The organism is Sorangium sp. So ce1335 (genome assembly GCF_051521615.1).
In the GTDB taxonomy this organism is placed as follows: domain Bacteria; phylum Myxococcota_A; class Polyangia; order Polyangiales; family Polyangiaceae; genus Sorangium.
This window is the reverse complement of record NZ_CP150363.1, coordinates 10,038,418-10,062,957: the sequence shown is the minus strand read 5'-3', so window position 1 is coordinate 10,062,957 and position 24,540 is coordinate 10,038,418. Positions and strand designations below refer to the sequence as shown.

Annotated in this window: 19 protein-coding genes; 8 read left to right on the top strand and 11 right to left on the bottom strand. The window is 69.9% G+C overall.

The window, feature by feature from the left end:
• Positions 1–8: 8 nt before the first annotated feature.
• From WMF24_RS37580 to pyrH, 3 genes are all read right to left on the bottom strand, one after another.
• Positions 9–1,247 (bottom strand): KamA family radical SAM protein, encoded by a 1,239-nt coding sequence (locus WMF24_RS37580; protein WP_437732266.1) that lies wholly within the window; start codon positions 1,245–1,247, stop codon positions 9–11.
• Positions 1,234–2,310, bottom strand: a complete 1,077-nt coding sequence (locus WMF24_RS37575; protein WP_437732265.1) for a peptidylprolyl isomerase — start codon at positions 2,308–2,310, stop codon at positions 1,234–1,236. The genes WMF24_RS37580 and WMF24_RS37575 overlap by 14 nt, the downstream gene beginning before the upstream one ends.
• 112 nt (positions 2,311–2,422) lie before the next feature.
• On the bottom strand, positions 2,423–3,184 hold the full coding sequence (gene pyrH, locus WMF24_RS37570; RefSeq protein WP_437732264.1) for a UMP kinase: 762 nt from the start codon (positions 3,182–3,184) through the stop codon (positions 2,423–2,425).
• 185 nt (positions 3,185–3,369) lie between these two features.
• On the opposite strand from pyrH, the gene rpoZ reads away from it, so the two are divergent.
• Entirely contained in the window at positions 3,370–3,612 is a 243-nt protein-coding gene (gene rpoZ, locus WMF24_RS37565; protein ID WP_061611097.1) for a DNA-directed RNA polymerase subunit omega, read from the top strand.
• Positions 3,613–3,735: 123 nt separating this feature from the next.
• The gene (locus tag WMF24_RS37560; RefSeq protein ID WP_437732263.1) at positions 3,736–4,605 is read left to right on the top strand and encodes a class I SAM-dependent methyltransferase; all 870 of its coding nucleotides are present in this window, start codon (positions 3,736–3,738) and stop codon (positions 4,603–4,605) included.
• A 109-nt stretch (positions 4,606–4,714) separates the two neighbouring features.
• Here WMF24_RS37560 and WMF24_RS37555 read toward each other — a convergent pair whose 3' ends face one another.
• On the bottom strand, positions 4,715–5,452 hold the full coding sequence (locus WMF24_RS37555) for a metallophosphoesterase family protein (protein WP_437732262.1): 738 nt from the start codon (positions 5,450–5,452) through the stop codon (positions 4,715–4,717).
• Positions 5,453–5,837: 385 nt separating this feature from the next.
• Here WMF24_RS37555 and WMF24_RS37550 point away from each other — a divergent pair, with 385 nt between their 5' ends.
• Together WMF24_RS37550 and tssM are read left to right on the top strand one after the other, a co-directional pair.
• On the top strand, positions 5,838–6,419 hold the full coding sequence (locus WMF24_RS37550) for a hypothetical protein (RefSeq protein WP_437732261.1): 582 nt from the start codon (positions 5,838–5,840) through the stop codon (positions 6,417–6,419).
• 102 nt (positions 6,420–6,521) lie between these two features.
• Positions 6,522–9,431 carry a type VI secretion system membrane subunit TssM gene (gene tssM / locus WMF24_RS37545; protein WP_437732260.1) on the top strand — a complete coding sequence of 970 codons (2,910 nt, stop codon included), beginning with the start codon at positions 6,522–6,524 and terminating at the stop codon, positions 9,429–9,431.
• Positions 9,432–9,440: 9 nt separating this feature from the next.
• On the opposite strand, the gene rimI is transcribed toward tssM, so the two are convergent.
• From rimI to WMF24_RS37515, 6 genes are all read right to left on the bottom strand, one after another.
• The gene (rimI, locus tag WMF24_RS37540) at positions 9,441–9,962 is read right to left on the bottom strand and encodes a ribosomal protein S18-alanine N-acetyltransferase (protein WP_437732259.1); all 522 of its coding nucleotides are present in this window, start codon (positions 9,960–9,962) and stop codon (positions 9,441–9,443) included.
• Positions 9,959–11,164, bottom strand: a complete 1,206-nt coding sequence (locus WMF24_RS37535; protein WP_437732258.1) for a vWA domain-containing protein — start codon at positions 11,162–11,164, stop codon at positions 9,959–9,961. The genes rimI and WMF24_RS37535 overlap by 4 nt, the downstream gene beginning before the upstream one ends.
• Positions 11,165–11,225: 61 nt before the next feature.
• A complete protein-coding gene (gene alr / locus WMF24_RS37530) occupies positions 11,226–12,506 on the bottom strand; it encodes an alanine racemase (RefSeq protein ID WP_437732257.1) in 1,281 nt (426 codons plus the stop codon).
• 96 nt (positions 12,507–12,602) lie between these two features.
• A complete protein-coding gene (locus WMF24_RS37525) occupies positions 12,603–13,157 on the bottom strand; it encodes a hypothetical protein (protein WP_437732256.1) in 555 nt (184 codons plus the stop codon).
• 386 nt (positions 13,158–13,543) lie between these two features.
• Positions 13,544–14,134: a GTP-binding protein gene (locus tag WMF24_RS37520; protein WP_020740311.1), complete on the bottom strand. Its 591-nt coding sequence runs from the start codon at positions 14,132–14,134 to the stop codon at positions 13,544–13,546.
• 11 nt (positions 14,135–14,145) lie between these two features.
• Positions 14,146–14,628: a roadblock/LC7 domain-containing protein gene (locus WMF24_RS37515; protein WP_012239856.1), complete on the bottom strand. Its 483-nt coding sequence runs from the start codon at positions 14,626–14,628 to the stop codon at positions 14,146–14,148.
• A 753-nt stretch (positions 14,629–15,381) separates the two neighbouring features.
• On the opposite strand from WMF24_RS37515, the gene WMF24_RS37510 reads away from it, so the two are divergent.
• The 4 genes from WMF24_RS37510 to WMF24_RS37495 all read left to right on the top strand — a co-directional run bounded on the left by WMF24_RS37510 (position 15,382) and on the right by WMF24_RS37495 (position 22,811).
• Positions 15,382–19,191 (top strand): DUF3857 domain-containing protein, encoded by a 3,810-nt coding sequence (locus WMF24_RS37510; protein WP_437732255.1) that lies wholly within the window; start codon positions 15,382–15,384, stop codon positions 19,189–19,191.
• 156 nt (positions 19,192–19,347) lie between these two features.
• A complete protein-coding gene (gene rpmI, locus WMF24_RS37505; protein ID WP_020740309.1) occupies positions 19,348–19,545 on the top strand; it encodes a 50S ribosomal protein L35 in 198 nt (65 codons plus the stop codon).
• Positions 19,546–19,572: 27 nt separating this feature from the next.
• The gene (gene rplT / locus WMF24_RS37500; protein WP_061611106.1) at positions 19,573–19,935 is read left to right on the top strand and encodes a 50S ribosomal protein L20; all 363 of its coding nucleotides are present in this window, start codon (positions 19,573–19,575) and stop codon (positions 19,933–19,935) included.
• Between the two features lie 1,391 nt (positions 19,936–21,326).
• Positions 21,327–22,811, top strand: coding sequence for a sigma-70 family RNA polymerase sigma factor (locus tag WMF24_RS37495; RefSeq protein ID WP_437732254.1), 1,485 nt, complete (start codon positions 21,327–21,329; stop codon positions 22,809–22,811).
• A 149-nt stretch (positions 22,812–22,960) separates the two neighbouring features.
• Here WMF24_RS37495 and dacB read toward each other — a convergent pair whose 3' ends face one another.
• Positions 22,961–24,532 (bottom strand): D-alanyl-D-alanine carboxypeptidase/D-alanyl-D-alanine endopeptidase, encoded by a 1,572-nt coding sequence (gene dacB, locus WMF24_RS37490; protein WP_437732253.1) that lies wholly within the window; start codon positions 24,530–24,532, stop codon positions 22,961–22,963.
• Between the last annotated feature and the right edge of the window lie 8 nt (positions 24,533–24,540).

Below are 24,540 nucleotides of genomic sequence, written 5' to 3'. Positions count from 1 at the left end.
CCGGCAGCTCAACCACCGCCGGACGGCGGCGGCGGATCGACGTACTCGACCTCGACGCCGCGGTGGGTCCGGAGGACGGTGCGCCCCGGCCGGCGATCGACGACGTAGTCGGGGCCGACGGGCACCTTGCCCATGCCTCCGGGCGTATCCACGATGAGCTTCGGCAGCGCGATGCCGGTGAGCCGGCCCTGCAGCTGCTCCATGAGCGAGATGCCGGCCGCGAGCGGCGTGCGCAGGTGCGCGGTGCCGCGCACCGGGTCCATCTGGAGCAGGTAGTAGGGGCGCACGCGCCAGCGCACGAGCCCCCGGAAGAGCGCGGCCAGCGTGGCCGCGTCGTCGTTGATGCCGCGCAGCAGCACCGTCTGGTTCATGACGGGGAAGCCGTTGTCGACGAGCCGCTTGCACGCGCGCTCGGCGGCGGGCGTGAGCTCCTTCGGGTGATTGAAGTGCGTCATCACCCAGAGCGGGTGGTACGGCTTGAGCGCGCGCACGAGCTCTGCGGTGATCCGCTGCGGCAGCGTGACCGGCACGCGCGTGGCGAGGCGGATCGTCTCGACGCTCGGCACCTGCCGCAGCCGGGCGATGAGCCGCACGATGCGGTCCGTCGACACGGCCAGCGGATCGCCGCCGCTCACGATGACGTCGCGCACCTCGGGGTGCGCCTCGAGGTAGGCCATGGCCGGCGCGAGCCGATCGAGCGCCACCGCGCCGCCGCCGTCGCCGACCATGCGCGAGCGGGTGCAGAAGCGGCAGTAGACGGCGCAGCGATCGGTCGCGAGCAGCAGCGCGCGATCCGGGTAGCGCTGCACCAGGTGCGGCGCGACCTCGTGCGCGACCTCGCCGAGCGGGTCGACGAGATCGCCGGGCACCTCGGCGGCCTCGTCGGCGAGCGGCACGCACTGCCGGCGGATCGGGCACGCCGCATCGCGCTTGTCGCAGAGGCTCAGGTAGTAGGGCGTGACGCGGATGGGCAGCCCGGCCTTCTCGGCGCGCCTGGCGCCTGCGAGCTCCTCCGGCGTGAGCGACAGCGCCCGGTGAAGGTCGTCGGCGCTCGAGAGCGCGTGGCGAAGCTGCCACGTCCAGTCGCGCTTCTGAGTCCTCGCGCGGTCCGGCCGCGCTCCCGGCTGGGCGCCGTCGGCGAGCGGCGCGGGGCGCTCCGGCGGCGCGACAGCGCGGGTCTCCGCGCCCTCCTTGCCGGGCCGCCGGGCGAGCTGCGTGGCGGCGACGAGCTCGCTATTTGCCCGCATCGCTCGACGGTGCCGCCGCATCGCCGGATTTCGCCGGCTGCGCCGCGGGGGGCTTCGCGGGATCGGGCTGCGGCGCGCTCCCGGGGGCCGTGAGCTGCTCCGGCAGCTTCACCGAGGCGAGCGCCGCGTCGTTGATCTCGACGGGAAATTTCTTCCGCAGCTCGTCCTCCAGGGCGCGCTCCTGGTCCTGCATCTTCTGCTGGAGGAGCGCGACGCGAATGGATCGCTCGGCCTCGGCGAGCTCGCGCCGGTGCCCGCCCGTGAGCCCGCTCAGGCGGACGACGTAGAACCGGCCGTCGGCCTCGACGAGCGTGTCGCTGATCGCGCCGACGTTGCCGATCTGGAAGGCGGCCGCGCGGACCGGCTCCGGCACCTGGGGGTGGGCGCCGCGCGGATCGCCGGGGGGGCTGACGATGCCGAGCTCCCCCGCGAGATCGAGCGGCGGGGCCGCGCTCCTGTCCTTGGGCGCGGTCAGCGAGTGCTTGAGGAAGAGCTCCCCCCACGCGCTGCTGCTCCCGGCCTTCTGCGCCTCCTTGAGGACCTTTTCGCCGAGCGCTCTGTCGCCGACCACGATGGCGGCGACGCGCCTCCGCTCGGGCTCCACGAACTTGTCGGCGTTCGCCTCGTAGTACGCGCGCACCTCGGCCGCGGGGATGTCGGCGGGCGCGGGCAGGCCCTTCCGCGCCTGCGCGATCATCGCCTCGCGGAGGATCTGCCGGGTCGCGTCCTCGACGGCGGCGTCCTTGTCCAGGCCCCGGCGCTTGGCCTCCAGCGCGAGCAGCTCCGCGTCGATGATCTCGCTGAGCAGCTCGCGGCGCCGCTCCTTCGTCTGGTACCGGAGCCGGTCGAACTGGTCCATCCGCTCCAGCGTCCTGCCGAAGTCGCCAAGGGTGATCACCCGATCTCCGACCTTCGCGAGCACGCGCGCCGACTGCTCGGCGGTCAGCCCGAACACCGGGTCGCCCGCGTCGGCCGGGACCTGGAGGGCGGGCTCATCGCAGCCGACGACGAGCGCGGCGAGCGAGATGGCGAGCAGGGGTCGGCGCACCGGAGCTCGGGTCATTGCTGGCTCGGGGGTGTAGCACGGTTTCATCGCGGCTCGAGGGCGCGCCGGCCGTGTTCCCGTCGGCGCACCGGCGGATGTCCCGGCGCGCCGAGCGCATCGGCGCGCGGGATCAGTCGACGATCGTGCCGATCTCCTCGCCCCTGCAGACGCGGAGGATGTTGCCGCGGGTCATGAGCTTGAACACCCGGATGGGCATCTTGTTCTCCCGGCAGAGCGTGACCGCCGTCGAGTCCATGACGCCGATCCTGTCCGCGAGGAAGCGGTCGTAGCTCAGGTGCGCGAACATCTGCGCGCCCTCGTGGCGCACCGGATCGCGGTCGTAGATGCCCTCGACCTTGGTCGCCTTGAACAGCGCCTGCGCCTGGATCTCCATGGCCCGCAGCGCCGCCGCCGTGTCGGTCGAGAAGAACGGGTTGCCGGTGCCCGCGGCGAAGATGACGATGCTGCCCTTCTCCAGGTGGCGCATCGCCCGGCGGCGGATGTACGGCTCGGCGACCTGTCGGATCTCGATCGCGGTCATCACGCGCGTCGGAACGCCGGTCTTCTCGAGCGCGTCCTGCAAGGCCAGCGCGTTGATCACGGTGGCGAGCATCCCCATGTAGTCGCTCTGGGAGCGGTCCATCCCCGCGCTCGCGCCCTTCAGCCCGCGGAAGATGTTGCCGCCGCCCACGACGATCGCGATCTGCACCCCCATGCGCTGGAGCTCGGCGATCTCGCCGGCCACGTGGTGGAGCGTCTCGGGACGTATGCCGAACCCCCCTTCTTCGCCGCAGAGCGCCTCGCCGCTCAGCTTCAGCACGATGCGTCGGTACTTCAGCCCGGGGGCCGGGCGGGGGGGAGGGGGTAGGAGGGAGTCCTGCTCAGCGGCCACGGTCGCATCTCGTAGTCGGGACGTGCGCAGAGGGCAATGTGCAACGCGTCATGTCGACCGGATGAACCGGATCGAAGCGGTCGCGCCTTGCCATGCAAGACCGCGCACGGCAGCTCGACGGCTCCGGCGGACAGGCGGCATGTACCTTGCGCTCGCTGGACGAGGGCGCTACTCTCGGCCCCCCTATGGCACGTGTGACTGTGGAAGACTGCCTCGAGCGCGAGGAAAACCGTTTCGCTCTCGTCGTCCTTGCGGCCAACCGGACGCGGCAGCTCATGAAGGGCGCGGACACCCTCGTGAAGACGAAGAACAAGCCTGCCGTGACGAGCCTCCGGGAGATCGCGGCTGGCAAGGTGCATTTCCACCGGAGCTCCCACGAGGTCGTGTCCGAGTGGCTCCAGCAGATGAACGCTGGCGGCCAGCGTTGATGATGCGGCGGGCGCACCGGACGAGCGTGTCCCGGTGAGGCGCGCGCTCCGTGCGCGTCCCGCCGCAGCGCTCGCTCCCATCGCGCGAGCCGTGCGAGCGCCGCGGTTGATCTGTCACCTCGCATGAAAGGGGCAGCCTCGACGAGGTCAAGGCGCGCTCCGAGCTCCGGTCAGCGACGCGATCCGGAGCTCGAGGCGGGGACGTCGGCCCACTACGAGGACCCGGCGTACTACGCGAAGACCTACGCGCGGCGCACGGACGACGTTTGCTATTACGTCGACCTCGCCGTGGCGTCCGCGGGGCCGGTGCTCGAGTACGGCTGCGGAAACGGACGCATCACGCTGCCCATGGCGAGAGCGGGGGTCCGGGTCACGGGCGTGGACCTCTCGGCGCCGATGCTCGGCGATCTGCGCGCGCAGCTCGGCCGGGAGCCGCGCGACGTCTCCTCCCGCGTGAGCCTCCGGCGCGGCGACATGCGCTCGCTGCGGCTGGGGAGCCGCTTTCCGCTCGTGATCTGCCCGTTCAACGCCTTCCTGCACCTCTACACGCGCGCGGACGTGGAGCGCTTTCTCGCGCGGGCACGCGAGCATCTGACGCCGCGGGGCGAGCTCGTCTTCGATGTCTCCATGCCGGAGCCGGCCGAGCTCGCGCGGGATCCGGATCGCGCCTACGCCACGCCGCGCTTCCGGTATCCCACGAAGGACGGCTCCGGCGAGATCGTCCGGTACACGGAGCGGTTCGACTACGACAAGGTCCGCCAGATCCTGTTCGTCTCCATGGAGTTCTCGCCCGTCTCCGGCGGCGAGCGCTGGATGACGCCGCTCGCCCACCGGCAGTTCTACCCTCAGGAGCTGGAGGCGTTGCTTCACTACAACGGCTTCGAGCTCACAGAGCTCCGCAGCGATTTCTCCGCCGCGCCGCCCGACAACCAGACGAGCATGCTGGTCTACCGCTGCCGACCGAGGCGAGCGGCGCGCGTCGATCGCCGCTGAGTCGGCTCGCGGCGCATGGCGCGCCTCGACGGCGCATGGCGCGCCTCGACGGCGCATGGCGCGCCTCGACAAGGACGCGGCCCGCGGAGCACGCCTGCCGCGCGGGCGCTCAGACCCCGATGTAGAGCCGGTGGGCGAAGTTGCGCTCGAGCTTGGCGCGCAGCACCTTCTCGGCCGCCGTCTCGATGTCGTACTCGACGCGCTTGAACTCGAAGCGCTTCGTGTCGCTGTCGTAGATCGTGTAGCTCGCGCGGTTGTCGTAGTCCCGCGGCTGCCCCACCGAGCCGACGCTCACGATGTACTTGCGCCCCTGCTCGAGCTGGAAGTCCACCGCAGGGAGCTCCTCGACGGTGGTCGGCGTGAGCGCGAACACCTTGCAGAGGTGGGAGTGGCCGATCAGCGTGATGTGGCCGAGCTCGTTCCACATCGGGAGGCATTCGCGCGCCTGCTCGGGGGCGAAGATGTACTCGAACTCCTCGAGGCGGACGGGCGAGCCGTGGCAGAGGTCGACGTTGATGTCCGTCAACTTCTCCTGGTACGTCAGGCTCCGGAGCCAGGCCGCGTTCTCGGAGGAGAGCATCGCCGCGTGTGTGTCGAGCGCCTGCCGGGCGGCCTCGTAGTAGTACGAGTAGTCCATCCGGCCCGCGACGGCGGCATCGTGGTTGCCGAGGATCGTCTTCTTGGCGACCTTGCGGACGAGATCGGCGCACTCGTTGGGCGAACCGCCGTAGCCGACCGTGTCCCCGAGGCAGTAGTACACGTCGATGCGTTCATGGCGGTACGACTCGAGAACAGCGCTAAGCGCCTCGTAGTTGGCGTGGGTATCGCTGAAGATCCCGAGTCTCATTTCGACGCGAGGGCGGAGCTTAGCACGAAGGCCTCGACTTCCGTTAGGAATTCAAACCCGAATCCACAGCCGACCGGGCCGGGGCTGGGAGCTTCCGTTCCCGGCTCCTCGGAGCGCATCCGGTGGCCCATACTTCCACTGCGCTCGGGGACCTCGTTCATCTCGCCCGCCAGTCTCGTTGACCTTGCCGAGCTTGCGGACGACGCCGAGATCGCGGAGACGCTCCCAGCACCAACGCAATGATGAGCGGCCACCCGCACCGGAGAAGGATAGCGTGGAGCCCATGAATACCAAACAGAACGGTGCAGGTTCCCCTCCGATTTCTGCGGAGCGGCCGGCCACGTCTGCTCTGTCCGCTGCGGCTGTCCCGCCGCCGCCGCCCGCCGTGGAGGATCTCGCCGAGGGGTGCGTGCGGTTCGTGGAGCGCGCGCTCGGCGTACGGCTTGACTACCGGCCGGAGACCCTGCCCGTGCTCGACCACTACCTGGAGCAGGCCCGTAGGTCGACGTCGGAGAAGGTCGAGGCGCTGGCGGTGGTCGCGCACATGGCGGGCGTCTATTTCGGTGAGGTCATCCGTCGCCGGTACGCGTCGTGGTGGAGGATGGACGGCGAGGACCCGACGTACTGGCAGGTGGAGTTCGCGTCGGTCTACCTCGCGTTCAGCCCCGTGCTCTTCGTTCGGGAGGCGCTCACGCGGGAGCCGGGCGCCGAGCCAGCGCGGGACCCGGCGGAGGATCCCCTGAGCGGCGATCCTGCGGCGCTGGAGCTGGAGGACGAGGACCGCGAGGCGGTCGCGGCCAGGCTCGCCGAGCTGCCGCCGGTCTCGGAGGACGAGTACTACGCGCCGTCGACGCGGCTCGAGGTGATCGACATCGCCGTCGACGCGATCCGCTCGCGCCGGCTCGCCGCCGGCGACGAGACCGACGCCGCGCTCGAGCCGGGCGATTACGAGCGCGGCGACGACTGAGCCGGGGGCTGCCGCGCGTGCCGCGCGCGCCTGTCGGCGGCGCCACGCCGCGCCGCGCGGGGACGTGCTCCGGCGGCGGCGACCGGTGATATCGTCGCGGGCGTGCTGTGGGTTCTCTTCGGGCTGCTGCTCCTCATCTCCTGGGCGGCGTACTTCACGTTCGAGCTGTCCGCGGCGATCCCGATCGCGGCGAGCGTCGTCATCGCGCTCTCCGCGGTCGCGCTCTTCGTGTTCCGCCGCCTCCAGGCGGGCCGCGCCGCGTCCGCGCTCGAGCGGGCGATCGTCCAGCAGGGCGCGCAGCAGGCGCTCAACGCGCGGCCCGAGCGCCGCGCCGAGATCCAGGAGCTCCAGCGGCAGGTCCAGGGCGGCATCAGCGCGCTGAAGACCTCGAAGCTCGGCAAGGGGAAGAAGAACGGCAGCGCGGCGCTGTACTCGCTGCCCTGGTACGTCATCATCGGCCCGCCCGGGGCGGGGAAGACGACCGCGCTGAAGCACTCTGGCCTGGTCTTCCCGTACGCACACCCGAGCAGCGGCGGCGGCGTGCGCGGCGTCGGCGGCACGCGCAACTGCGACTGGTGGTTCACGAACGAGGCGATCCTCCTCGACACCGCCGGGCGCTACACGACCGAGCAGGACGACCACGACGAGTGGCTCGCGTTCCTGCAGATGCTCCTCAAGCACCGCGCTCGGCGCCCGCTCAACGGCATCCTCGTCGCCGTGAGCGTGGCGGATCTCATCGACGCGAGCGAGCAGCACATCGAGCAGATGGGGAAGAAGATCCGGGCGCGCATCGACGAGGTGATGACGCAGCTCCACATGGTGCTGCCGGTTTACCTCCTCTTCACGAAGTGCGATCTCATCGCGGGCTTCTCCGAGTTCTTCGGCGACATGCGCAGGAGCGACCGCGCCCAGGCGTGGGGCGCCACGCTCAAGCTGAGCGCGGACAAGGCCGACCCGGGCAGGCTCTTCGACGCCGAGTTCGACGCCCTCGCGAAGCAGATCCACGGCCGCGCGCTGAAGCGGCTCGTCATGGAGCGAAGCCGGGAGGTGCGCGAGCGCGTCTACCAGTTTCCGCTCGAGTTCGCGGGCATCCGCCGGAACCTGTCCGATCTCGTCTCGACCGTCTTCATGGTCAACGCGTTCCAGGGCACCCCCATCTTCCGCGGCTTCTACTTCACGAGCGGCACGCAGGAGGGCAGGCCGCTCGACCGCGTCCTCCAGCGCATGGGCCACGCGATGGGGATCCGCACGCACGAGGCGGTGGCTCAGCAGAACGCTGAGTCGAAGAGCTACTTCCTCCACGACGTGTTCATGAACGTCGTCTTCCCTGACGGGGACATCGCCGCGAGGAGCGCGAGCGAGATCCGACGCCAGCGGATCATGCGCGGCGCGATCAGCGCGGCGGCCGCGACGCTCGGGGTCATCCTCGCGATCCCGAGCTTCGTGTCGTTCAGCAACAACCGCGAGTTCCTGCGCGACGCCGAGGAAGACGCGCGCGCCGTCAGCGCGATCCGGTGGGAGGACACGCGGCCCATCTCGGACAAGCTCGCGGCGCTGCGGCCTGCGCTCGATCGCCTCCTCGCGATCGACAAGGCGCGAGAGGACGGCCCGCCGGACGGGATGGGCTGGACGATGTTCCAGGGCGAGACGGTCTACCCCCCGCTGGTGCACGTCTATGTCGCGAGCCTGCAGAACGGCTTCGTGATCCCGTGCAAGCAGCGGCTCGAGGACCGCCTCAAGCTCGCAAAAGGAGAGCGCTACCTGCGCGAGCGGAACGAGCTCAAGCTGTACCTGATGCTGAGCGACGTCGAGCACCTCGACGTCGAGTGGGCCACGGACGGGTTCACGTCGCTCTGGGCCGAGGTGCTCCGGCCGACGTCGAACCTCAGCGAGAGCGAGCTGACGAAGCAGCTCGAGCGGCACGTCGCGTACTACCTGACGCTCATCAAGCAGAAGAGGGTCACGCCGGTCCCGCGGAAGGACGACCTCGTCGCGAGCGTGCGCGCGACGCTCCAGGCGGTGCCGGTGCGGAAGCGCTACTACGACTTCTTCGTCAACTCGATCATCGAGGAGAAGTACGACCCGACGGGCGACAACAGCCGCGCGAACCGCAAGTATCCCCCGCACACGCTGGGCGACATGTTCGCCGACCGCCCCGATGTGCTGAAGGTCATCGGCAGCAAGCTGTACGCGAAGGAGAAGCGCTGGAAGGAGGTCGACGGCCCGTACACCGAGAAGGGGCACTACGCCGTGCTCGAGAAGCTCGAGGACGGCGCGGAGAGCTTGCTGGCGGAGCGGTGGGTCGTGGATCTCGCGCCCGGCGAGGAGACGTCGATCAGCAAGAACCTGGACGGTCTCGCTGCCGACTACGACGCCCGCTACATCGCGCAGTGGACCGACTGGATGGCGGATCTCACCGTGCGGACCCCGGCCAACCTGAAGGAGGCGAAGGAGATCTACATGGAGCTCGCCAGGCCGGACTACCCGTACCTCCGCATCATCCGCGCCCTCGAGGACAACACGCAATGGAAGCGGGATCGCAGCGTGCTCGAAGACTCGGGCCTGATGAAGCGCGGGAAGGAGCACCTCGAACGGAAGATCGAGCAGAAGACGAGGGTGAAGGTCCCGCTCAACGTGAAGCTCATCAGGAACCGGCCGAGCTCGGTCCCGGACGAGTTCAAGCGGACCGTCGAGTTCGGCGTCCCGGCGGCGCCGAGCGGCTCGGCGCCGATCACGGACACGCCCCTGGCGAGGTACATCTCGCTGCTCAGCTCCCTGCGCGACGAGATCCAGCGGCTCGAGGACCTGAACCCCAACGTCGACGCGCGCCTCATGGCCGACCGGCTGATCGAGGCGACACGGCAGGCCGACGCGCTCCTCCAGCCCTTCGATGAGCGGGCCAAGACGCTGCTCCGGCCGCTCTTGTTGACCCCGCTGCAGGTCGTGGCGGCGCGGCTGCCGCCGCTGACGGCGGTCTCCCGCTTCTCATCCGCCGCTCCCGCCCCCCGCTGAGCGGCGCGCTCAGACCTCGATACGGATCTCGTCGCGGCCCGGCTGCACGGCCCCGGTCATCGGATCGAGCGTCAGCACCATCTCCACCGCGTCCTCACCGTTGTCGCTGTAGTACCGGGGGCGTACGCCCATCGCCGTGAAGCCGAGCTTCCGGTAGAGCCGGATCGCCGCCCGGTTCGAGCGGCGCACCTCGAGCAGGAGCAATCGCACCTGCTGCTGCTGCGCATACTCGAGCGAGCGGCGCATCAGCGCCGTCGCGAGCCCGCGTCGCCGCGCGCTCGGGCAGGTGGCGACGTTGAGCACGTGCAGCTCGTCGGCCACGTGCCACGCGATGAGGAAGGCGAGCGCGCGCCGGCCCTCGCGCGCCACCCAGCAGCGCGTCCACGGGCGGCGCAGCTCTTCTCGCGCGGAGAACTGCGGCACGTCGAAGGCCGCGGACGCGACCGCGTCGACCTCGTCGAGCGACGCGTCGTCCGCGGCGTCGGCCGTGAGCTGGATCAGCGAGATCGAGCTCGACCCCTCGCGCTTCACCTCGCCACCTCCGTGGGGCAGCCGGACACGATCTGGACCTGGCCCACCCGCCCGCTCTTCAGCCTCTGGCACGCCTCACCCAGCAGCTCGACGACGGCGGGAGACCTCCAGCGCCAGCCGTTGTGAGGGTCGTACGGCACGAGCTGCTCATCGAGGTAGACGTTGGTCTGCCCGTCTTCGGGGGGCGGGTCGACGAGGTCGAACTCGCACGAGACGACGATGCTCGCGATCCTCGAGAGCACGTTCCCCAGCGTGTCGAGATCGTCCACCTTGAAGTAGAAGGGGCTGACGAACTGCGCCGCCCCGCCGGCGAGCGCCATCTCGTCGAGGACGTCGCCGTAGAACTCGCTCCCCGGGATGCCGACGACGTAGACGTCGATGCCGCTCGCCGCGAGCCGCGCGATGGCGCCGACCGTGTCGTCGCGGTCGAGGCACCCACCTGGCCCCGAGGGGCCCAGCGGCGCGCAGCAGTTCTCCTCGGGGCATTGCTGCTCGATGTTGGCGATGCACTCCTCGGCGCCGCACGTGGCGGCGTCGTTGCAGTTCGGACCCCCGTCGGTCGCGAGCACGACGATCGTCTTTCCAGGGAGCTCCACGAGCCTCGGCGTCAGCGCCGTGAGGGTCGCTGCGGTGGGCGTCCCGCCGAGCGGCGCGACGCGCGTTGCCGAGCGGAACCCCGAGGTGGTCGGGCGCTGCTCCTGGCCGTCCGAGAAAGGATCTCCCGGCGTGACAGGGAACACCTCGCCGCCGGGCCTGCACGGCGCTTCGGCGGTCGCGTCCAGCGGGAACACGGCGGCGCCGACGTTGATCAGCGGGCCGAGGTTGCGCACGAGGTCGACCGCGGCCTCGCGCACCCGGTCGTACCGCGTCGCGTTCGACGAGGCCGCGCTGAGCATGCTGCCGGATGCATCGAGGACGAAGTAGATGTTCGGCGCCTCGGCGATCTCCACCTGATGGACCTGGTTGCCGCAGAGCCCACCCGCGTCCACGGGCGGCGGCCCGCTCGAGCCTCCGGGGCCCGGGTTGAACTCGTCTTCCGGCTCCTGCGCTTCCTGGCCGCTCCCGCTGCGCGGGCGCTGCTTCACGCCGTCGTCCGCGCACGCGGACAGCGCCGCGCCCAGCGCGAGCGTGGCCCCGAGGCAGCAGACGAGGCAGCAGAGGATGCCGCAGACGCCGGCCCGCTGCTTCACGGCCGTCTTCATGACGAGCAGCGTACCACGCCGGTCCGCACCGGCGCTGACGGCGAGCGTCGCCCGTACGGGCTCAGGGCTCGCGGTAGAACCTGGGCACGCGGCGCGAGATGCTCGTCAGCACCTCCCAGGCGATCGTCCCCGTGAGCCCGGCGATCTCCTCGGCGCTGATCGTCGCCCGCCCGAGCGGGCCGTCCTGTGTTCCGAGGAACACCACCTCGTCCCCCACGCGCGCTCCCGGGACATCCGTCACGTCGAGCATCGTGAGATCCATCGACACCGTGCCCGCGATCGGCGCGCGCTGGCCGCGCACGAGCCCGGCCCCGCGGTTCGACAGCTGGCGGCTCAGGCCGTCGGCGTACCCCATGGGCACGGTGGCCACGACGCTGTCGCGTGACGCCTGCCAGGTGTGGCCGTAACCGATCCTGTCGCCCTTCGCGATCGTGCGGAGCGCGACGATCTCGCTGCGCACGCGGATGACCGGCTTGAGGTCGGGCGCGAGCCCTGCGCACGGCGAGATGCCGAAGAGCGCGACCCCGGGCCGGACGACGTCGAGCCACGCGGCCGGCAGGCGTAGCATGGCCGCGCTGTTCGAGGCGTGCCGCACCCGCGGCGTGAGGCCGAAGCGCTTCGCCCGCTGCTCGATCTCCTCGAAGCGCTTCATCTGCTCGATCGTCGCGCCGAGGTCGTCGGCGTCCGCGCAGGCGAGGTGGGTCATGAGCCCGTCGAGCCTCACCTCCGGGTGCCTGGCGAGCGTCGCGAGCACCGCGTCGAGCTCGGAGCTCGCCGCGCCGAGCCGCCCCATGCCGGTGTCGACCTTGAGGTGGACGCCGACGCGACCGCGCTGCTCGAGCCGCACCACGTTCGCGAGGCGCTCGATCTGGCCTGCGTCGTAGACGACGGGCACGAGGTCGCGCGCGATGATCTCCTCGAACCCCTCGCGGCGCGGGCCGTAGTAGCCGCCCATGACGAGGATGGGCAGCCGGATGCCGGCGTCCCGCAGCTCGATGGCCTCCTCCAGCAGCGCGACGCACAGCCCGGGGATGCCGGTCCGCTCGAGCGTCCGCGCGACGGCCGGCGCGCCGTGCCCGTAGGCATCGGCCTTGAGAACGCCCCAGATCTGCGGCCTCTGCGCGCCGGTCATCGCGCGCTCGAGCACCCGGAGGTTGTGCCGCAGGTGCGCGAGGTTCACCTCCGCGCGCGTCGGGCGGACCGCGTCCGCCGGCGCCGCTCGTCGTGGCCGCAGCACCCGCACCGGGCCGGCGCTCGAGCCGAGCCCTTCGACGGCTGACGCCGTGCCGTTGCGATCCGAGATCGTGCTGCTGAGCTCAGTGGACGCGTGCGAAGCGGACATCGTGTACGCCGATAGCCCTACGCTCGATCGCGGGTCAAGATTCCGGGCCATCTTGGTACGACAAGGTGAGGCATGTTCGCAGAGCGCGGACCTCGGTCAGAAGCAGCGCCGCATGCACCGCGTGTACTTGTCGGAGCACCCTTTTTCGCACCCGGAGGACTTGCAGTCCTGCCGGCACGCGTCCCAGCTCGTCTGGCACGCCGCGCTGCACGCCGCGCCCGGCGGCGCCGCGTCCTCGGCATCGGCAGGCGGCGCGTCCTGGGCGCCCGCGTCCGTGGCCTCAGCGGGCGTGGGCGCGTCGGCGTTCAGGAGCATGGGCGGCGGCGCGAGCGCGCTCGTCGGCTCCGGCACGGCGGGCGCTCGGCTGCTGGGCGGGGTCCAGTCGCCTTCGTCGAAGTCGCTGGCGCGGCTGAGCTGCCTCTCCCGGAGCGTCGCGTACTCGACGCGGTCGCGCGTCTGGCCGAACGTGTAGAACTGGAGCCACTCGTCCCAGCAAGCGCGCCGCAGCGTCGGCTTGATCTCGGGCATCGAGTCGAGCGCCATGCAGTGCTCGAAGCGTACGTCCCCCTCGTACACGGCGTTGATGCTCGCGCCGCACGCGGTCGCGGTCACCGAGGCGGCGGCCAGGTAGAGGGGGGTTCTGAACCGCACGAGGTACCAACACCGATAGCAGAAAAGCTCGATCCTGGTGCCACCCCCGGCCCCACGGTGCGGGGAGCCCGCCCGGGTGCCCGGTCGAGGTGCTCTCCGGTTGAATTTCGCCGTGCGATGCCGTAGGTTGCCGCCCCTTCGCGCCGGCAGCGGCGGCACGACGCCGCCGCGCCGGGCGCCTCAACGGAGCCTGTCCATGTTCCTCATGCTGTCGAAAGGTCCTCGAAAGACCACGCGCTCCAAGTCGAAGCGCCATCGGGCCAAGCTGAAGGCGAAGAACCGCAACCGGCGGAACCGCATCTACCAGCGCGCCTGATCGCAGGCGGCGAGCGCGACCTCGGTCTCGCTCGCCGCGCCCCTTTCCGCTCCGTGGCTGCCCCTCGAAGCTAGGGGCCGCCCTTCTTCAGCTCGGTCAGCACCAGCTTGGCGACCGCCTTCAGCGTGTCGAACACCCCGACGCCGGTCCGCGCGACGCCCTCGAAGTCGGGGACGTTCGTCGGGTTGAGCAGCGCTCGGAGCTCCTCGACCGTGCCGATCTCCGGCAGATCCCGCTTGTTGTACTGGATGACGTACGGGATCTTGTCGAGCGAGTAGCCCTGCTCGGCCAGGTTCGTGCGGAGGTTCTCCACCGACTCCTGGTTCGCCTCGATGCGGCCGAGCTGCGAGTCCGCCACGAAGACGACGCCGTCGACGCCCTTCAGGATGAGCTTGCGGCTCGCGTCGTAGAAGACCTGCCCCGGCACCGTGTACAGGTGGAACCGCGTCTTGAAGCCGCGGATCTCGCCCAGCGCGAGCGGGAGGAAGTCGAAGAAGAGTGTCCGGTCGGTCTCCGTGGCGAGGGAGATCATCTTCCCCTTCGCGTCCGGATTGGTGCGCTCATAGATGTACTGCAGGTTCGTCGTCTTGCCGCACAGACCCGGCCCGTAATAGACGATCTTGCAGTTGATCTCGCGCGCCATGTAATTGATGAAGCTCATCGACCGCGCTCCTAGTCGTTGAAGAGGTTGTCGATGTCCTCGTCGGTGATCTCGGCGAACGGCGAGTCCGCGCCCGGCTCCTGCACCTTCTTGAGCAGCGCCTCGAAGATGTGGTTGAGCTCCTCGCTCGCCTTTCGCACCCGGAGCCTCACCAACCCGAGGCTCGACTTTGAATCGAAGATCACCACGAGGATGACGCGGTTCCCGACCAGCTGGATGTGGATGTTCGCCTTCTCACCCTCGTGGAACTGAGTGGCGAACTCGTTCTCCTTGAGGAGCTTCGCCATCCCGCCCGTGGCGGCGATGTTGCCTGCCGTCAGGGAGGCGAGCGACGTGGTGTCGAGGTTGTCGACGTCTCCGCTCGCGGCGATCAGTTGCCCGTTCTTGTCAACGATGAAGACGACCTTCGCATTGGCGTCCTTGACGAGGCGATCCACCACGCTCTGGATCTGGTTGAATTCCTCCTCGTACATCACCATCTGAGGGTTGACCATCGTTCCTCCGCCAGCGCTCTCGCGATGGGGCCCTGGGCATTGCGGGCTCTGTAGCCCTTGTCATCACCGGGCGCCGCACGTGCGGTCCCCGACCATCATCATCCAACCGGCTTCCCGCTGTGCGGGCATGCCTTCCACCGGTACCACGTTCGCGGCGCCACGCTCGCTGCCTGGGGGCTTGCATGACCGGTTCGCGGCGCGCAGTGCGGCTGCTCCTCGACCGTGCGCCCGTGCATCTTGGGACGTTTCTATCCGAAGCTGGTGCGGCGGAGCAAGGCGGCCCTTTCTGGAAGTTGGAGGATCGCGCTGCCGGGCCCCCTCCGGCCGCTGCCTGAGCTCGAGGGAAGCCCCTCCCACCTCGGCCCCATGGGCGTCGGCTCCGGTGCTTCGCCAGGCACCTCATCCGCGCCGGTCGGCGGAGAAATCGATCCGTAAACATTTGTAATTGTTGAATATTCGTGGTGTTGATCCCGCTCGGCTACGGCCGGGTCTCCTCGGAGCGCGCTGTTCGCGGAGCGCGGCGCGCATGGACCGCTGTGTACCGGGCAGAAGCTCGACGAAGACCCCGGGATCATCGCGGACGGCGCGGCGGCCTGCTGAAGGGGCTGCTCGGCGAGCGAGGCCGGGGCCGCCTCCCTGGTGCGCGCGCTCCGCTGGCCCTGGTGGCGTCGCCGCTTGACTGGACCGCTGCGGTGCTCTTGCGCGCGTGCCTTGCGCTTGACCGAGCGCTTCGCCCACGGGATAGCGCCTTGGATGCATGACGTGCCCAGCCGGATCGAGCGCCGTGAGGTCGAGCTCAGCCCGGGGACGATGAGGAAGCGGTTCGCCTGCGTGCTCACCGCGGGGGCGGCGGCGTTCGTGTGCGCCACGTCGGTCGGTTCGGATGCCCGTGGCCAGCTCGGCGCCGTTCATCCCGAGGTGGTCTCCGCGCACGCGGCGGTCCGCGCGGCGAGAGGTCCCGAGGTCTACGGCGCGCTTCGAGAGCTCTGGCGCACGTGGGACCGCGCCGATCCGGCGCAGGTCGAGGCGGCGATCGCGGCGATCGCAGAGGGCGGCGCGACGAGCGCGCCTGCCCGGGTCTACGCGGAGCTCCTCTCGGCGTACGCGCGCAGGCGGCGAGGTGATCTCGACGGAGCGATCGCGAAGATCCAGAAGCTCGGGTTCGTCGGCCGCTGGGCGACGATCGGCCCGTTCGACAACGAGAACAAGGCGGGCTTCGATCGGGCGTTCGGGCCCGAGGAGGAGCTCGACCAGCCGATCGTGGCGGGCAGGACGTATGACGGCAAGGCGCGGGCGGTCCGCTGGCGCGTGCCGCCCGAGGCGCCTCAGTACGGGTGGTTCGATTTCGGCGATTTCATCCGTCCGGTCGAGGGCGTCTGCGGCTACGCCACCACGTTCGTCCGCGCGAAGGTCGGGACGCGCGCGCCTCGGCCGATCTCCCTCTGGGTCGGGGCAGACGGCGCGTTCAAGCTGTTCTGGAACGGCGAGAAGGTCCTGGCGGATCCGGGCTATCGCGAGCTCGACATCGATCGGTTCGCCTCGATGGTGTCGCTGAAGCCCGGCTACAACCGGCTGACGATCAAGGTCTGCGGAGGCGCGTCGGCGCCCAAGTTCGCCCTGCGCATCGGCGACGAGAAGGGGGCTCCGGATCTCGATCTGGACGTGACCTCCGACATCGGGACGCAGGTGGCGGCGCCTCAGGGAGGCGCCACCGCGAAGCGCGCGGGCGAGGCGCGGGCTCAGGCCGGGGGGCCAGGCGCAGGCGCGCCTGCCGTCGCGCGCGCGGCTGCCATCGAGGGGCCGATGCAGGCGTTCGAGCGCGCCGCGAGCGTCGACCGACCTTCGCCTGCCGTGCTGGAGGCGTTCGCGCGCTACCTCGTGCTCACCGGCGGCGACGCGGAGGGCGAGCACAGGGCGCGCGATCTCGCGCGCCGCTCCGCGGAGGCCGAGCCGAGCGTGCGTCGCCACGTGCTCGCTGGCCAGCTCTCGGAGGACAGAAACCAGCAGCGCGCCTGGATCGACCGCGCCGCTGCGCTCGCAGGCCGCGGCCGCGAGGACATCGACGTGCTGCTCGCCCAGGCGCGGCTCGCGCAGACGAGCCCGAACTGGCGGGAAGCTGCTCCGATCTACGAGCGAATCCTGGCCTCCGATCCCGATCACGTCACCGCCATCCTGGGCCTCGTCGACCTCTACGTGGAGGCGGGGCTGAAGCGCACCGCCCTCGCCACGCTCGAGCGAGCGCTCTCGCGGCAGCCGAACAGCGTCTCGCTGCTCCGCGCTTCCGCGTCGCAGCTCCGCGCCCTCGGCCGCGACACCGAGGCCGTCGAGATGGAGGCGCGGTACGCGGCGCTGCGCTTCGACGACTCGAGCTTCCTGCACCAGCAGGTCGAGCTCGCGGTGGCGCGCCGCGACCCCGCCGGCGCCGAGCGCTGGCTCGAGCGCTTCCTGCGCAGCGAGCCTGACTCCGTCTGGGCCCGCTCCGTCGCGGCGCGCACGTACCGCGCGCTCGGCCAGGGCGACCGCGCCCTCGCGGCCCACCAGCGCGCGCTCGCCATGGCGCCGGAGGACATCGGCACGCTGCGCGCGCTCTCGGATCTGTACGGCGAGGAGGGCAACCGCGAGGCGCAGCTCGAGATGCTGCAGCAGATCCTCGCGATCAGCCCTCAGGTCAAGGACGTGCGCGAGTACATCGAGCACATCGAGCCCCCGAAGCCGCGCGCTGACGAGGCCTACGCCTGGGCTCCCGACCGCTTCCTCCCGATGCGGCGCAGCGCCGACCGGCAGTATCCCAAGCGCACGCTCCGCAGCCTGACGGTCACCACCGTCTTCCCGAACGGCCTGGCGAGCCGCTTCCGTCAGGTCGTCTTCCAGCCGCTCACGGACGAGGCCGCGGCGAGCGCCCGGCAGTACGCCTTCGAGTACCAGGCCGATCGCCAGACCGTGAGCCTGCGCGCCGCGAAGGTGTACCGGGCGGACGGCAAGGTCGACGGGGCGATCGAGAGCGGCGAGGCGGGCGCGAACAACCCGGCGCTCGCGATGTACACCTCGGCGCGCACGTTCTACGTCAGCTTCCCGCGGCTCAACGCCGGCGACGTCGTCGAGCTGCGGTACCGCGTCGACGACGTCAGCCCGCGCAACGAGATCGGCGATCACTTCGGCGAGATCGAGTACCTCCAGGGCGACGAGCCGATCGCCAGCAGCGAGTACGTGCTGATCACCCCCAAGGCGAAGCAGTTCCACATCTTCGCCTCCAACCTCCCTGGCCTCGTGCGCGAGACGAAGGAGGACGCCGACCGGCGCATCTACCGCTTCTCCGCCGCCTCCGTCCCCCCCGTGGCGCCCGAGCCGGCGATGCCGCCGTGGTCCGAGATCCTCGCGCACGTCCACGTCTCGACCTTCAAGAGCTGGGACGAGGTCGGCTTCTGGTACTGGGGCCTCGCGCGAGAGCAGTTCGACGTCGACGACGAGGTGCGCAAGCGGGTGCGCGAGATCACGAAGAACCTCACCGACGACCTGAGCAAGGTTCGCGCGATCTACAAGTACGCGACTGAGACGCGCTACGTGGCGCTCGAGTTCGGCATCGAGGGCATCCGGCCGAGGAGGTGCGCCCAGACGCTCGCGCGCGGCTGGGGCGACTGCAAGGACAAGGCGACGCTGATCGTCACGATGCTCCGCGAGCTCGGCATCCCCTCGACGATCGTGCTCGTACGCACCCGCATGCGGGGCGGCATCGAGCCGGAGCCCGCGAGCCTTGCGCCCTTCGACCACGCGATCGCGTACGTGCCTTCGCTCGACCTCTACCTCGACGGAACGGCTGAGCACTCGGGGACGACAGAGCTGCCCATCATGGATCGCGGAGCGATGGCGCTTCAGATCAACGAGGGCAAGCCGAAGCTCGTTCGCCTCCCCGAGCCCCCGCCGGAGGCTTCCGTCATGCACCGCGCCGTCGACATCGCGCTCAACGCGGATGGATCAGCCCAGCTCGGGGTGGACGTCCAGGTGGCCGGCGCGTTCGCCCCGGAGTGGCGGACCCGCTACATGGCCGAGGGGACGCGCCGCGACCGGGCAGGCCGGGACCTCGCCGTGGACTTCGGCACGGTCGAGCTGGCTCCTGGCAAGGCGGGGGTCGACGTGAACGACCTCGAGGACATCGAGCAGCCGGTGAAGCTGCGGGCTCGGGGGAAGGCCGTCGCGCTCGCTCGCAAGGAGGGCGACAGCCTGTCGATCCCCGCGGTCCCCACGCAGCGGCTCTCGACCGACTTCGCCTCCCTCTCGACGCGCACGCGCGACGTGATCATCCCCGCGCTCACGACGCGCCGTGACGAGTGGACCATCCGCGTCCCGCAGGGGTGGCGCGTGACCAGGGCGCCGCTTCCCCAGGAGCTGGACACCCCGTTCGGCAAGTTCTCCATCTCGGTGGAGCAGTCCGCCGGGAAGGTCGTCATCCGCAGCCAGATCGCGCTCGCCAGATCCCGGATCAAGCCGTCCGAGTACATGGCCTTCCGGACATTCTGCGAGACGGCGGACCGCGCCTTCGGTCAGCGGGTCGTGCTCGGGAAGTGAGCGAGGGGCCGAGCCCCGCCTCTCCCTCCGACCTTGACAATCCTGCGCTGGATCGCCATAAAGCGCCCCCTCTACGCATCCCTGCGGCAAGGAACAGCCTCTCCGGTGGTTCGGAGGGTGGCCGCCGGGAGCGTAGGCACTCGGATCGAGGGCGTCATGCCGAAGATGAAGACCAACCGCGCCGCGGCCAAGCGGTTCAAGGTGACCGGTTCCGGCCGGATTCGCCGCAGCAAGAGCGGGCTCAACCACTGCATGCAGGAGAAGAGCAAGAAGCGCCTGCGTCGGCTCCGCAAGAACGACATGGTCGACTCCGCGATGGAGAAGCGCGTCAAGCTGCTTCTTCCCTACGGCTGACCCTGGAACCGGTGAGGTAAAGCTCCGATGCCGCGCGTAAAAAGAGGGTTCAAGGCTCGCCGCCGTCGCAACCGCGTCCTCAACCAGACCGAGGGCTACTTCCTCGGCCGAAAGAACCGCTTCCGCCAGGCGGTCGAGGTCCTGCGTCACGCCTGGGAGTACGGCTACATCAGCCGCAAGCTCAAGAAGCGGGATTTCCGTCGTCTCTGGATCACCCGGATCAACGCTGCCGCGCGTCTCAACGGCACGACCTACTCCCGTCTGGTCAGCGGGCTCAAGAAGGCGGGCGTCGCGCTCGACCGGAAGATCCTTTCGGAGATCGCGATCCACGACCCTGCGTCCTTCGGCGCCGTGGCGAAGCTCGTCTCCTCCTCCGCTGCCGCCAAGTGACCGCTTCAGGCGGTCGTCACGACCGGCCGACCATCAGCCTCTCGGCTCGGTGAGCTCGGCCGGCGCCGCCCGGGTATGTGTTCCGGGAATGTGTGCGGCACCAGCGCCCCTACAGAGGGGCCGCGGTGCAAGCGCAGCCATCCAGGTCGTTCGCCGACGACGTGAGCCGGCGCTCCACATCGAGAAACCATCCAGCTGCCTGGTGTGGCGAATAGGTACCGAGCGGATGCACAGTGTGCACTTCCTGCACGCTGGTGCCCGCAGCGGCGATGGCACCCTATGACCCTGGTGCCAGGGTAAATTCCGACCCTCTCCGACGAAGGGCCATCCAGATCCGCCTCCTTTGTGGGGCATAGACGCACATTGGGCGCCTGGCGAGCCTAGGGGCCTTCCTCCCCGGCCTTCAGGGAAATGTCCTTCGCCGCGGCTCCTGCCGAACCTGAGCGAACGGCTGGAATTACCAGCTTTCCACGTGCTCTCTCGCGAAAAATAACCTTCTCCGCCTTCGGCCGTCGGGTGAGGGCTCGACATCGCCGTCAGGAGGCCCAGGTTCAGGAAACATCGAAGCTCACTGAGAGAGCGGCCTCAGCAGTCAGGTTCAGCACCCTAGATGCTGGAAAAACCAGCGAAATCCCTTGCCATTGCCGCGAGGGCGGCCCCACCGAGGCGTTGGGGGCTGGCGGAATCGAGGTGCTCCCAAGGAGGACAGGTTGCCGATGTTGTTGCGTCCCCGAAAGCGTACCCAGCCATGCAGTTCGGCTCGGTTGCAGCGAAAGATTTCGCTCGACACGGCACGGACGGCGCCTCCCGGTCTACATACCGCACCCAGGGCGAGCTCTCAAACGGGAGAACACGGAACGCACGCCAAAAAAGGCACTGTTCTTGCTTCTGGAGTTGGACTGCCACCGGGAGATGGCTCGAGAGCATCGTTCTGCAAGAGCAAGCCCGCCTCTGGCGGGACCTCTGGCGGGAAGAGTTCGACCGGAATCAAAAGAAAGCACCAGCGGTTGCCAGTTTCAACAGGGGCTCCTTCGGTCAGCTCCTGCTCCCTGTTTGGCACGAAATCGTCTCGCCCGCCGTCAAAAGGTGGCGAGGCATTTCAATCTCGCAAGGTCAGCCGTTTAGAAGTGAACGCCGACACAAAGACCAAGATGAGCACGTCGACCGCCCGCCGTCCAGAAACTGCGCGGAGAAACGCCAAAGCCTCCGCTGTGGGTACCTCTGCGCGGCTCGCGGCATCCAAGAGCTCGCAGGGGGCCGAGACAGCATCGGCCCCCCGGCGGGCGGCATCGCAGACCACCGAGTCGGGGGTCCGCGACGTCGAGGAGCTTGGGGACAGCCAGTCGCCGCGCTCGCACTTTCAAGGAGCTACCACCGTGGAGGGAGCCGCCATGAGGTCGACCAAGAGCAACGCCACTGTAGTGAAGGGCGACCCGCTCGCTCAGGGTGGGACGGCCACGCCGGAAATCGCAGCCCTCAGCCTTCTGGAAGATGACCAGGCGGAGGAGACGGTCGTGCGATCCCGCCCGGCGGAGATCCTCGACGAGGATCGAGCGGCTGACTTCATCGACCTGGACCTCGGGCCGCTCGACCGGCTCCCGCAGCCCGAGCGGGCGAGGAACCAGGATCGGGAGCTGAAGGATGTCGAGGACGGAGGCGGCGACTCGATGCTCGCCCGCTACTTCCGCGACATGGCGCTTCACCCCGTCATGGGGCCGGACGAGGAGCTCGACACCGCCCGGGCGGTCGAGCGCACCGAGGTGGAGCACTGGGTGGCTCTGCTCTCGTACCTGCCTGCGGCCGAGCACATCCTGACCGCGCTCGAGGAGGACGTTGCCAAGGCGGGCGAGGATGAGGTGAAGGCACCGCAGCTCGCAGAGCTGCAGAAGCTCGTCCGCGCGGCGAAGAAGCAGAAGGGGAAGCTCCTGCCCGAGCAGGAGAAGCCGTGGACCCAGCTCTCCGAGGAGCTCGCGGCGGCCGTCCGCCTGCCGGACTCGGATCGCCTCTGGATGGCGCGCGCCTTCACCATCGCGCGCGATCTCGTGCGCGAGCCGGACTTCGAGGACGACGTGAGCGATCCGGAGGAGACCCGTCCCACGCGGCCGAGGCTCCCGATGTCGAGCTCTTACCGCCGCTACCTCGATCGGGTCGAGCGGACCTTCCAGGCGCAGCACGACGCGAAGAACCGCTTCGTGAAGGCCAACCTGCGGCTCGTCGTCTCGATCGCGCGCCGGTACAACCGCGGGCGTCTGCCGCTCATCGACTTGATCCAGGAAGGCAACATCGGCCTGATGAAGGCGGTCGAGCGCTTCGATCACAGCCGTGGGTACCGGTTCTCGACGTACGCATCCTGGTGGATCCGGCACGCGATCAGCCGCGCCCTGGCTGACAAGGGGCGGGCGGTTCGCATCCCGGTCCACATGCTCGACACGTACAACCGTGTGGCGCGGGCGACGCAGGCGATCATCGCGCGCACGGGGCACGAGCCGACGATCGAGGAGCTCGAGAAGGAGACGGGCGTCCCGCGCGAGAAGCTCGACAAGGTGAAGGACTTCTACGCGGAGACGCCGTTCTCCCTCGACCGCCCGGTCGGCGACGAGGACGGGCGGAAGTTCATCGACTTCCTCCAGGAGGAGAACGCGCTGTCGCCGTTCGACCACCTGGCGAACAGGAAGTGGAGCGACGAGGTTCGCCGGCTGCTCACCACCCTCACGCCGATCGAGTCGCGGATCATCCGCTGGCGCTTCGGCCTGGACGATGAAGACGAGCTCACGCTGAAGGAGATCGGCGACAAGTACAACCTGTCGCGCGAGCGCATCCGTCAGCTCCAGGAGCAGGCGCTCGGCAAGATCCGCAAGCAGATGCGCGACTACTGAGCGACGAGCACAGCAGACGCGATGATGCGGCCGCGCAGCGCAACGCTGCGCGGCCGCGCTGTTTGGGCCCTCCGAGCAGCGCGCTTTCCCGGGAGCGTGCGCCGGAGCGCATCACCGCGCCGATCATCGACATGAGCTCGCTGGCGCGATCACGGGGAGCGAGCTCCCCTCCAGAGCTCGTCGGCGAGCGCTCCGACGAAGTCATCGATGGCTTTGCGTGCTGGATCGATCTTCCCCGGAATGTCCGAGGCCAGCACCGCGAACGCGATCGGGGACCGGCCGGCCGGCGGGAGGATGTAGCCGGAGAGGGCCGCCACCGAGGCGAGGGTCCCCGTCTTGGCGCGGATGGCGCGCTCCTTCGACCATCCGCGGAAGCGGCCGCGCAAGGTCCCGTCCACGCCGCCGATCGCGAGCTGCGCGATGAAGTCGGCGCCGAGCGCCGGATCGAGGACCGCGGCACGGAGCACCCGGACGATGGCCTCCGGTGACGCGCGGGCCGCGTCGAACAAGCCGGAGCCGTTCCGCATGAGGAGACCCTCCTGGGTAGCGCCGAGCTCGCGGAGGGTCTCTCCGACCAGCTCCGCCGCGGCCTCGGCCGTGCCGGGGCGCCCGCGCCTCTCCGCGGCGATCGTCTTGAAGATCGTCTCTGCGAAGAAGTTGTCGCTGTCCTTGCCGAGCGCAGGGAGCAGCTCGCCCAGAGGCGACGAGCGGTGGGCCACGAGCAACCGCTTCTGATCCGCGCCGCCAAGCCGCACCTGACCGGAGACCTCGACGCCGACCTCCTGCAGCATCTCCCTGAGCGCATACGCCGCGACGAGGCGAGGATCGTCGACGCGCCTCGCCAGGCTCACCGCACGGCCGCCTTCCGGGACGCTCCCGCTGAGGTGCACGAGCAGGCGCTGGCCGCTTGGTTCGAGGCGGATCCCGATCCTCTCCGGCGTGCCGCGCCTCGCGGTGACCACCTTCCCGCGGAGCACCGTCACGCCTGGGGGATCGATCGCGACGGACGCGGCCTCACCCGCCTTCGACGGGCGCACCGTGAAGAGCACCGCGTTCGCGTTCAGCGACGCCGCCGCGACCGGGGCGCGGAAAGCAGCCCACTCTTCCGGCTGCTGCTCGAAGGCCGGGGGCACGTAGCGCCCGTCGAAGTAGCCCTGGTCGACCGCGATCGCCGCGACCTTGCGGACGCCCGTCGCGCGCAGATCGCGCGCCATCTCCCATAGATCGCGTGTCCTGAGCGACGGGTCACCCGAGCCCCGGAGCACGAGCTCCGCGACGGATCCATTCGATGCTTCCCCGTAAAGGCCGGTCAGGTAGCGGTAGCTCGGCCCGAGCAGGCGCAGCGCGGCCGCGGCCGTGAACAGCTTCGCGTTCGACGCGGGGTTGTAGAGGCCGCGCTCATCGAAGGCGGCGAGCGTCGCTCCGCTGGCGACGTCGACCGCGAGCACGCCGATCCGACCGCCCCATCGATGCACGTCCGCCGTGAGCTTCTCGAGCTTCGCCCGCGCGCGGCTCGGGTCGACGCGATGAGGCCCGGGCGCCGCGACGGTCGACGGGGGGGCGCTCGCGCCTCCGGGCGCCTCCTGGGTCGGTGTCGCGGGGCCGGTCCGCTCCGCGGCGCGCGCACCGCCGTCGCTCGGCTGCGAGCCGCCCGGGCGGGCGAGGGTCGACGAGAGCACGAGCGCGACAAGGGAGACGGTCCGGCGGGAGCTGCGGGGCATAACTGCTC